Below are 8,993 nucleotides of genomic sequence, written 5' to 3'. Positions count from 1 at the left end.
CGTTACGGGCGGGCCGGCGGTCCGTCCAGGGCGGACCGCCCGGATCGCTGCTCCCCCGGGAGCCTCATAACCTTTGCCCTTCGATCAAGCGCCGTCCATTGCCCTCACCGGCCCGCCCGCACGACCATCGTGGGGCGAGGGGGACAGCGGATGACGCGGGTGACAGCGAAACGGGGGTGGGTCGTGCGGCGTGCACGAGCCGGCACGGCGACCGCACTGGGCGCGCTCTGCGTCTCCGCGGTGCTGATAGCAGCCCTCACCGGCTGCGACAGCGACCCCGCACCCGCCGCCGCGGAGCCCGCCGCCAAGAACGGCGACGCCGCGCCGCTCGCGGGCCGCACCACCACGCCCTCCCTCCCCGTGCCGCGCGGCGACGGCAGCCGCGTCCCGTCCGACTTCAACGGCGACGGCCACCGCGACCTCGTGCTCGACGACCTGGTGAAGTCCGCGAAGGACAGCCACGGGGACGACGCGGGAATCGGCATCGTCTACGGCACCGGCGGCGGCGAACGCCTCGACCCGGCCGTACGACAGCTGCTCACGCCCCGCACGCACGGAGCCGCGGTTCAGGGCGTCCTCCCGGCCGCGTTCGACGCCGAGACCTCCTGCGACCTCGACAAGGACGGCTACGCGGACCTGGTCGTCACCACCGACCCCCCGTACGACGGCATCGGCCGCCCGCCCGTACCGCTCCAGCTGCTCTTCGGCTCCGCCACGGGCATCACCGGCAAGGCCGTCGTCCTGCGGATCCCCGACAAGGCCCGCTACGGCAACGACTGGCCCGGCCACCCCGTCTGCGGCGACTTCGACGGCGACGGCAGCGCCGACCTGGCCGTCACCGCCTCCGCCGGGCGCGTCAGCTTCCTGCGCGGCCCGTTCACCCGTGCCGGCGCGCCCCGCGCGGCCGGCGCGCCCGTCACCGGCGGCGGACCCGCCCTCGCGGCGCCCGCCGGAAAGGCCGACACCAACGGCGACGGCGCCGACGACCTGGTCGTCCTGCCCCGTACCCGTACGGCGGGCGCCCCCGCCAAGGGCACGCTGCTGCTCGGCGGACCCACCGGCCCCGGCCGCCCCGGCGGGAGACATGTCTTCGACGCGGTCCCGGTGCCGCCGGCGCCCGGGCTCCCGGCCGGAGAGACGAAGCCGGTGACGGACCTGCTCGCGCACGCGGACTTCGACGGCGACCGGCGCCCCGACGTGGTGACACGGACACACCACGGCGAACGGGCCGACGTCGTCGCGCTGTACCCGGCCGTGGCGGAGCAGTCCGGCGCCCGCCCTCTGATCACCTTCAGCACGTCGGTCTTCCTGCCCTGACCAGCAGTTGGGCGTCGACCGGCCGTCCTGGGGACGGCCCCCCGGGGTTCCCCTAGGGGATGTCACAGCTCGGCAGCAAAGGCCCTCTTGTCCCCTGTCCGCCGCCCCCTCGCGCTCGCGGACCGGGTACGTTCGATTACGTGGCTGGATTCAGGATCGGACGCGGCCGGGACAACCGCACCCCTCAACGGCAGCAGGCACCGCAGGCGCCGCCCCCCTACCAGGGAGGTGGCCGGCCGGCCCCGCCGCCGTACGGGCAACAGCAGCAGTGGCCGCCCGCCGGCGGCGCGCCCCGGCATGGCGCGGCACCCCAAGGGGGCGGCGGGTACGGCGAGCCGGAGTACTTCGGCGATCCGCACCCCCAGTACGCCCCGCCGCAGGACCCGTACGCGGCCAACAACCCCGGCCACACGCAGATGTTCAGCGTGAACGACGACCCCTACGGTGACGGCGGGGCCTACCGCGCCGGCGCCGCGCCGGCGGCCCCGGTGGGCCCGCGTCTGCACTGGAAGCAGCTCCTCAGCGGCATCGTGCTGCGGCCCGGGCCGACGTTCCTTCAGATGCGCGACTACGCGGTCTGGGGTCCGGCGCTCATCGTCACCTTCCTCTACGGCATGCTCGCGATCTTCGGATTCGACGAGCCGCGCCAGGAGGTCATCAACGCGACGCTGTCCAACGCGATCCCGTACGTGCTGATCACCGGTGTCGCGTTCGTGATCAGCGGCCTGGTGCTCGGCGCGGTGACGCACACCCTGGCCCGCCAGCTCGGCGGGGACGGCGCCTGGCAGCCGACGGTCGGCCTCTCCATGCTGATCATGTCGATCACCGACGCGCCACGCCTCGTCTTCGCCATGTTCCTCGGCGGCGAGAACTCCCTGGTCCAGGTGCTCGGTTGGGTGACCTGGCTGGCGGCGGGCGCGCTGTTCACCTCGATGGTGAGCAAGTCGCACGACCTGCCGTGGCCGAAGGCGCTGGGCGCGTCGGCCATCCAGCTGATCGCGCTGCTGTCGATCATCAAGCTCGGCACGATCTGAGTCCCGCACGCATGAAGGAGGGCCCGTCGGCTACCGGCGGGCCCTTCCTCGTGCGTGCTTCGTCCTGACCAGCTTGTTCGTATGACCACTTCGCCCGAGGGGCCTGCCGCGCGCACAGGCCACTCGTTCCTCTCAGGAAACAAGCGGAACTCGTACAACCACCTCCCCTCACCGTAAGTCTGATCGAGCGGTGCGCACTGATGTGCGTACCGCTCGATCAGGAGGGACTTCCTTGGCTTCCGTACGCACCACCCGACGCCGTCTCGGCGCCTCCGTCGCCACCGTGCTCGCCGTGACGGTCGGTGCCGGCGTCATGGCCTCGCCCGGGGCGGTGGCCGCTCCCGCCGCCGTGGCCGCCACCACCGCCGGTGCCACCACCGCCGGCGCCACCGCCGAGACGAATCTGCCCCTCGGCGCCGAGATCGTCAGCACCGGCGACACCGGCTACCTCACGTCCCGGAAGGACGACTCCGGCAACACGGTCCTGGAGTGGCACAAGTACGCCGACGGCTCGGTGGTGCCGATCACCACGGGCACCACGGGCCACGACAGCGGGTCCGACATCGTCGTGACCAGTGACGGCGGCAGCACGGTCTTCCTGCAGGACATGCGGGAAGGCGCCACCCTGTCCGCGTCCTTCGACCTCGCGGCCGAGTTCAAGCCGGGGGCGAAGCTCGTCGGCGTGGTCGGTGAGAACCTCTTCGTGCGTGTTCCGACCACCGCGGACTACCACGAGTTGTGGCAGCTCACCCCCGTCGACGGGCTGGCCAGGAAGACGAAGCGTTCGTCCAACTCCTACGGCATGGACTTCAAGGTCATCGCCTCCACGAGCGACGTCATGCTCGTCCTGAGCAGCAACCGGGTGTTCCCGAACTCGTCGACCTTCCGGACCGAGTACTGGCTGACGCGCACGACCGTCAACAGCGACGAGCCCATCGAATGGGGCAGCAGAGGGAACATCGCTCCGTGGAAGCAGGCCTCGACGGGCGCCTACACGGCCGACTACGAGGCGTGGGTCCAGTACCGGAGCGGGATCACCGAGATCGCCGTGGACGGGACGTACGCCCACCCGAGATTCGCCATGGACAGCTCCATGAGCGGCGCCGCCATCGCCGGCATCGTCCGGGACACGCTGCTCTACGGTGTGCCGGGCCAGGCGACCGACGAGACCTCGAGCCCGCTGTACGCCCGGAGCATCAAGGACTCCACCGCCGCCCCGTACAAGCTCCTGGAGGACTACTCCAGCGTGGCCCACGCTCCCGACGGCGGTCTGCTCGTGCGCGGCAGCACGGCCGACGCCGACGGGCTGTTCCGGATCTGGGTGGGGGACGACGGTCGCCCGAGCGCCACGCTCGTGGCCGACACGGGCCGGGTCATGGCCGTCCAGGTGACCGGGTCGAAGGTCCCCACCGCGGTGAACCTGGAGACGGCGGGCACCGCGGTCCCGATGGAGTGGACGCTGTCCCGCGCGAACGCCACCGTCGACCTCACGCTCACGCACACGGCCACCGGCAAGAAGCTCACCCAGCACCTGTCCCAGCCGGTCTCCGACAGCCGCTTCGACTTCGCCTGGGACGGTGTCCTGGACGGCATCAGCGCCCCGAACGGCGCCTACACCTGGCAGATCACCGCGACCCCGAACGACGGCGCCGGCGCCCCGGCCACCGCCTCGGGAAGCTTCCAGGTCTCGCGCCAGGCCAACCCGCACGACTTCAACGACAACGGCTCGACGGACGTGCTCGCGCGGGACGCCTCCGGTGTGCTGTGGCGTGACGACCTCTTCGACTGGCCGTCGGGCAGCCAGGTCACCACCGCCAAGCGGACGAAGATCGGCGCCGGTTGGCAGATCTACAACCAGATCGAGGCCGCGGGGAACCTCGCCGGCGCCCCGGCGGGCGACCTCGTCGCCCGCGACACCTCGGGCGTCCTCTGGCTGTACCTGGGCAAGGGCGACGGCACGTTCGCGACCCGCGTCAAGGTCGGCTCCGGCTGGCAGATCTACAACAAGATCACCGCCGGCAGCGACCTCACCGGCGACGGACGCCCCGACCTCCTCGCCACCGACACCTCCGGCGTCCTGTGGCTCTACAAGGGCACCGGCAGCTGGTCCGCCCCCTTCGCGCCCCGCGTGAAGGCAGGCTGGGGCTGGGGCATCTACAACCAGATCACCGCGGTCGGCGACATCGCGGGCAGCGCGGCCGGCGACGTCGTCGCCCGTGACACCTCCGGTGTCCTCTGGCTCTACGAGGGCAACGGCACGGGCGGCTACGCCCCCCGCGTCAAGATCGGCGCCGGCTGGAACGCGTTCTCCCACCTTGTCGGAGCCGGCGACGTCACCGCCGACGGACGCCCCGATCTGATCGCCTACGGCGCGAACGGCACGTACGTCTACCGCTCGACGGGCTCGACGACAGCCCCGTTCACCCGGCAGACGACGACTCTGTACACGGGTGAGGGCACCAAGTTCAACAGCATCGCCTGACAGCGCTTCGTCAGGTGATGTCGTAAGGCCGCCCGCGGTGGGCGCCGACAGGCGCCGGCCCGGGTGGCCAGGAGGTGCGGGGCCTGATGGAGGTCAGGCCCCGGCAGGGTCTTCGGGCCCCTCCGCTGTCCGGTCACGACAGGTGGGCGGCACCGGGCCCTGAAGAGAACTTCCACGACCGGACCCCCCCCCGGATGCCGTTCAGGCCAGGGGTGGTCCGGTCTTCGGTTTTCTCTCGCTCGGACGTTCGCGAGCCGCGCCGGTCCATGCGTCGGCGGCGGTCGGCTCAGCGTCTTCCCACCTCGCAGACGGATGGCCGCCCCCGAGGCAACGGGACCGAACAACGCGCCGGGGCGTAGACGTCAGCGGCCGACGCCGTTTCCGACGGACCGGTTTCGCGCGATCACTGACGCGCGCCGGCGCAGTGGCTATGCCCCGGGAAAATCTCGCAGGCATGATCACACGAGGCCACTTTCGAGTGACAATCCACCACTGACCAGCACATTCCCCCCAGGAAAAACGTTGTCTCCATCATGGATCCGCAGCAGTCCTGGAGTCGGCACAAAGCACTGGCGGAAGAGTTCTGTTTGCATGACAAACGGGTCAGGTTGGTGGAGGAAGCGTTACGAGAAGCACAGATGCACCGCAGCCGCTTACTGGCAGCCCTCGCCGTCACCGTGGGACGGGACAGGTCCACAGCCGACCTGTTGGGCCTGCCCGAACGCGAGGTGAGATCAGCGCGCCGCGAGGTCGGCAAGACCAATGCGCGGATCGTTGCCGGCGACATGCTCGACGGGCCGACGGCGTCCGACGAGAACCGTCGGGCCGCCGAATGGTCCGCAGAGCTCGACGCTGCGCTCAGTATCGGATGGAGCCAGGGGGTCGATCTGCATGTGCTCGCCGCCCAGATCGGCACCGACGTGGCAAGCGTCGTCGCGCGGCTGAAGGAGTTGTCCACGCAGGGAATGCTGCGCGGAAACGGCGGTGCCGCGACCAAGGGGCGCCACCGTAAGCGGAGTGAGAGCGCCGGCTCCCACCCAGCCGAGGCCGCTTCTCACGAACCGCAACAGCAGCCGGCGGGACCGCAGCCGGCCAACCAGGACATGGCGGGCAGTTGGGCGGCGTGGGAGACGCAGCTCACCCATGAACCGACCGGCTCCACTGCGGGTGCGGCCGGTGGCGTCGTCCTGGAAGGCCAGGTCTGCTCGCCGTCTCGATACGACCACTTCAGGCAGTGAGACCGATCGTCCTCGACACAGTGGCCTGAAGGCCGTGTCGAGGACATGACCGCCCACGAGCCACAGGGACGGCGATCAATCGGGACACCAGGCCGTCAGCACTCCGCGAGGTCAGCGGATCGTCTCGCCCATGAGCATGCCCAGCAGGCTCACCGTTCCGCCCGGAAAACGTGGTGCCGCGCGTCCGTTGTGTCTCCCCGGCTCAGGGCTGATCCCAGGGCTACAGCGCTTCCCTGGAAGGCGTGATGGGCTCGCCCGCCTTACGCACGGGAGGCAACACGCTCCAGGGGAAGTTGATCCAGTCGTCGGTCCGCTTCCACACGTACTCGCACTTCACGAGGGAGTGCGACTTCTCGTAGATCACCGCGCTGCGCACCTCGGCGACATGATCGAGGCAGAAGTCGTGGACGAGCTTGAGCGTCTTGCCGGTGTCGGCGACGTCGTCCGCGATGAGGACCTTCTTGTTGGAGAAGTCGATGGCGTTGGGCACCGGCGCCAGCATGACCGGCATCTCCAGCGTGGTCCCCACACCGGTGTAGAACTCGACGTTCACCAGGTGGATGTTCTTGCAGTCCAGCGCGTACGCCAGCCCGCCGGCCACGAACACACCGCCGCGGGCGATGGACAGCACGACATCGGGCTCGTACCCGTCGTCGACGATCGTCTGCGCCAGCTCGCGGATCGCCCCGCCGAACTTCTCGTAAGTCAGGTTCTCGCGTACGTCACTCATGCGCTGAAGGTCCTCACACCTGCGTCCGATGGAAATTCATGAACGACCGCGAGGCCGTCGGCCCCCGCTGCCCCTGGTAGCGGGAGCCGTAGCGCGCGCTCCCGTACGGCTCCTCCGCGGGAGAGCTGAGCCGGAACATGCACAGCTGCCCGATCTTCATGCCCGGCCAGAGCTTGATCGGCAGCGTGGCCAGGTTCGACAGCTCGAGAGTGACATGCCCGGAGAAACCGGGGTCGATGAAGCCGGCCGTCGAGTGCGTCACCAGACCGAGCCGCCCGAGACTGGACTTGCCCTCAAGCCTCGACGCGAGGTCGTCGGGCAGCGAGATGACCTCGTAGGTCGACGCCAGCACGAACTCGCCGGGATGCAGGATGAACGCCTCGTCCCCTTCCGGTTCGACGAGCCGCGTCAGGTCGGCCTGCTCGACGGCGGGGTCGATGTGGGGGTAGCGGTGATTCTCGAACACCCGGAAGTAGCGGTCCAGCCGCACATCGATGCTCGAGGGCTGCACCATGGATTCGTCATACGGATCGATGCGCACGCGCCCGGCGTCGATCTCGGCCCGGATGTCCTTGTCTGAGAGAAGCACGCCCCGAGGATACGCAGAGCGCGCGGGCCGTCCCCAATCGGACACCTGCCCGCGCGCCCCTGGCACTGCTGTCGCCTGCGCCTATCGCCCGTCCTGCTGCCCCTGCTGCCCGTGCACCACGGGCACGGCGCTCCTCAGCCGAGCGCAGCGCGGACACCGGATGAGCCGCCCCGGCCCGATCCGGTCCGCCCCGAGCTGCTGCATCGGAAACGAAGCGGTACTGAACACATGCCCCTCGGCACAGCGGACGACCGTGCGCTCCATCAGGTCCATCAGGCCCCTTCCCCAACGAATGCGGACGAACCTCACATTAGGGGATACCCAGGACACCACCGCACGCGGCACTCCGCCCGCCACGGTACGCCTCAACTCCCGCGCTCCGCACCCGTGTCCATGACCCGAGGAACACGAACGCCCCGCGGCGAAATACACCGTGGGGCGAGTGATGAGGTAGAGTGTGCGACGATGCGGCACCGATCACCGGTGCGCTGTGCGGGTGTAGTTTAATGGTAGAACATGAGCTTCCCAAGCTCAGAGCGCGGGTTCGATTCCCGTCACCCGCTCCATGCAGAAGGCCCAGGTCATAGACCCGGGCCTTTCTTGTTGTCTGGACCTGTATAAGCGTCCCGTGCCACATCCGTGCCAGATGCTTCGTCATCCACTGCATGACGCCGCTGCCGGACGAGCCTGTCGAGACCGGCCGCGACCTCCTGCTGACGCTCGACGTCCGAGTGCTGATAGATCAGCGCGGCTCGCTCGGTCGACTGTCCGGCCCGCACCATCGTGTCCTTGAGCGTCGCGCCGGAGCGGGTCGTCAGCGTGTGCCCGGTGTGACGAAGATCGTAGAAGCGGAAGTCCTCGGGGAGACCCACCTTCGTACGGGCCGTGCGCCACTTCCGCCCGAAGGTGGAGCGCTGGAACGGCTTGTCTTCTCCCCCACGAACAGGAGTTCGTCCGCGCCCTTCTCCGCGTACCGGTCGAGGTGCCGTCGAAGGTCGGTCCGCAGAAAGGCCGGGCAGGACGACGAGCCGCTTCCCCTCCGATGCTCCTGTACATGAGTAACAGCGCCCAGGAGACCCAGTCAACGCCACTGCACTCCGTGTCCGTCGCGGGGGCAGTCGTGCGCGAGGACGGGCGACTCCTGGCGATCCGCCGAGCCGACAAAGGAACGTGGGAGCTCCCGACGGCGTACTTGAGCTCATCGAGACCCCAGAAGACGGAGTGGCCCCCGAGGTCTGGGAAGAGACTGGCATCCGGGTCGAGGTGGACGAGCTCACCGGGGTCTACAAGAACACGACGCGCGGCATCGTCGCCTTGGTGTTCCGGTGTAATCCCTCCGGCGGCGTTGAGCGAACCTCGGCGGATTCGACGGCAGTTGACTGGCTTACGCCCGATGAGATCTCCGAGCGGATGGCCGAGGTCTACGCGGTGCGCCTGCTCGATGCGCTGGACGGGCATGGGCCCCATGTCCGGAGCCACGACGGCAAGCAGTTGATCCAAGCGCGGTAAGAGTTTCTCTACTTCATCAAGGCCCGCGCACGGCGCGGGCGCGGGGGGGCGGGGGGGGGCGGCCCGCCGCCAGGCGTAGCCCCCCCGCGGCGCG

At 69.6% G+C, this 8,993-nt stretch carries 7 protein-coding genes, 1 tRNA gene and 2 pseudogenes; 6 read left to right on the top strand and 4 right to left on the bottom strand.

The features are described 5' to 3' along the window. Positions 1-150 precede the first annotated feature (150 nt). The 4 genes from ACWGH4_RS24815 (at position 151) to ACWGH4_RS24800 (ending at position 6,071) form a co-directional block, all read left to right on the top strand. The gene (locus ACWGH4_RS24815; RefSeq protein WP_453464715.1) at positions 151-1,317 is read left to right on the top strand and encodes an FG-GAP repeat domain-containing protein; all 1,167 of its coding nucleotides are present in this window, start codon (positions 151-153) and stop codon (positions 1,315-1,317) included. Between the two features lie 140 nt (positions 1,318-1,457). Continuing rightward, a complete protein-coding gene (locus tag ACWGH4_RS24810) occupies positions 1,458-2,351 on the top strand; it encodes a YIP1 family protein (RefSeq protein ID WP_453464712.1) in 894 nt (297 codons plus the stop codon). A 232-nt stretch (positions 2,352-2,583) separates the two neighbouring features. Continuing rightward, positions 2,584-4,833 (top strand): FG-GAP repeat domain-containing protein, encoded by a 2,250-nt coding sequence (locus ACWGH4_RS24805; protein WP_453464709.1) that lies wholly within the window; start codon positions 2,584-2,586, stop codon positions 4,831-4,833. A 533-nt stretch (positions 4,834-5,366) separates the two neighbouring features. Continuing rightward, positions 5,367-6,071: a hypothetical protein gene (locus ACWGH4_RS24800; protein WP_453464706.1), complete on the top strand. Its 705-nt coding sequence runs from the start codon at positions 5,367-5,369 to the stop codon at positions 6,069-6,071. 220 nt (positions 6,072-6,291) lie between these two features. Here the strand turns inward: ACWGH4_RS24800 and ACWGH4_RS24795 are convergent, their stop codons facing one another. From ACWGH4_RS24795 to ACWGH4_RS24785, 3 genes are all read right to left on the bottom strand, one after another. Then, positions 6,292-6,801 carry a phosphoribosyltransferase gene (locus ACWGH4_RS24795; protein ID WP_453464703.1) on the bottom strand — a complete coding sequence of 170 codons (510 nt, stop codon included), beginning with the start codon at positions 6,799-6,801 and terminating at the stop codon, positions 6,292-6,294. A gap of 13 nt (positions 6,802-6,814) precedes the next feature. Continuing rightward, positions 6,815-7,390 (bottom strand): dCTP deaminase, encoded by a 576-nt coding sequence (gene dcd / locus ACWGH4_RS24790; protein WP_005314571.1) that lies wholly within the window; start codon positions 7,388-7,390, stop codon positions 6,815-6,817. Positions 7,391-7,471: 81 nt separating this feature from the next. Continuing rightward, positions 7,472-7,663 (bottom strand): hypothetical protein, encoded by a 192-nt coding sequence (locus ACWGH4_RS24785; protein WP_453464699.1) that lies wholly within the window; start codon positions 7,661-7,663, stop codon positions 7,472-7,474. Positions 7,664-7,882: 219 nt separating this feature from the next. Here ACWGH4_RS24785 and ACWGH4_RS24780 point away from each other — a divergent pair. Then, positions 7,883-7,956, top strand: a tRNA-Gly gene (locus ACWGH4_RS24780). A gap of 15 nt (positions 7,957-7,971) precedes the next feature. On the opposite strand, the pseudogene ACWGH4_RS24775 reads toward ACWGH4_RS24780, so the two are convergent. Further along, positions 7,972-8,427, bottom strand: a pseudogene (locus ACWGH4_RS24775) (tyrosine-type recombinase/integrase); the annotation flags it as partial. A 5-nt stretch (positions 8,428-8,432) separates the two neighbouring features. Between ACWGH4_RS24775 and ACWGH4_RS24770 the strand changes: the two are divergent. Further along, positions 8,433-8,899: pseudogene (locus ACWGH4_RS24770) on the top strand (NUDIX hydrolase). Positions 8,900-8,993 lie beyond the last annotated feature (94 nt).

Source organism: Streptomyces sp. NPDC054847, assembly GCF_053610925.1.
The sequence above is the reverse complement of the archived record's forward strand: the minus strand, read 5'-3'. Positions and strand labels throughout refer to the sequence as shown.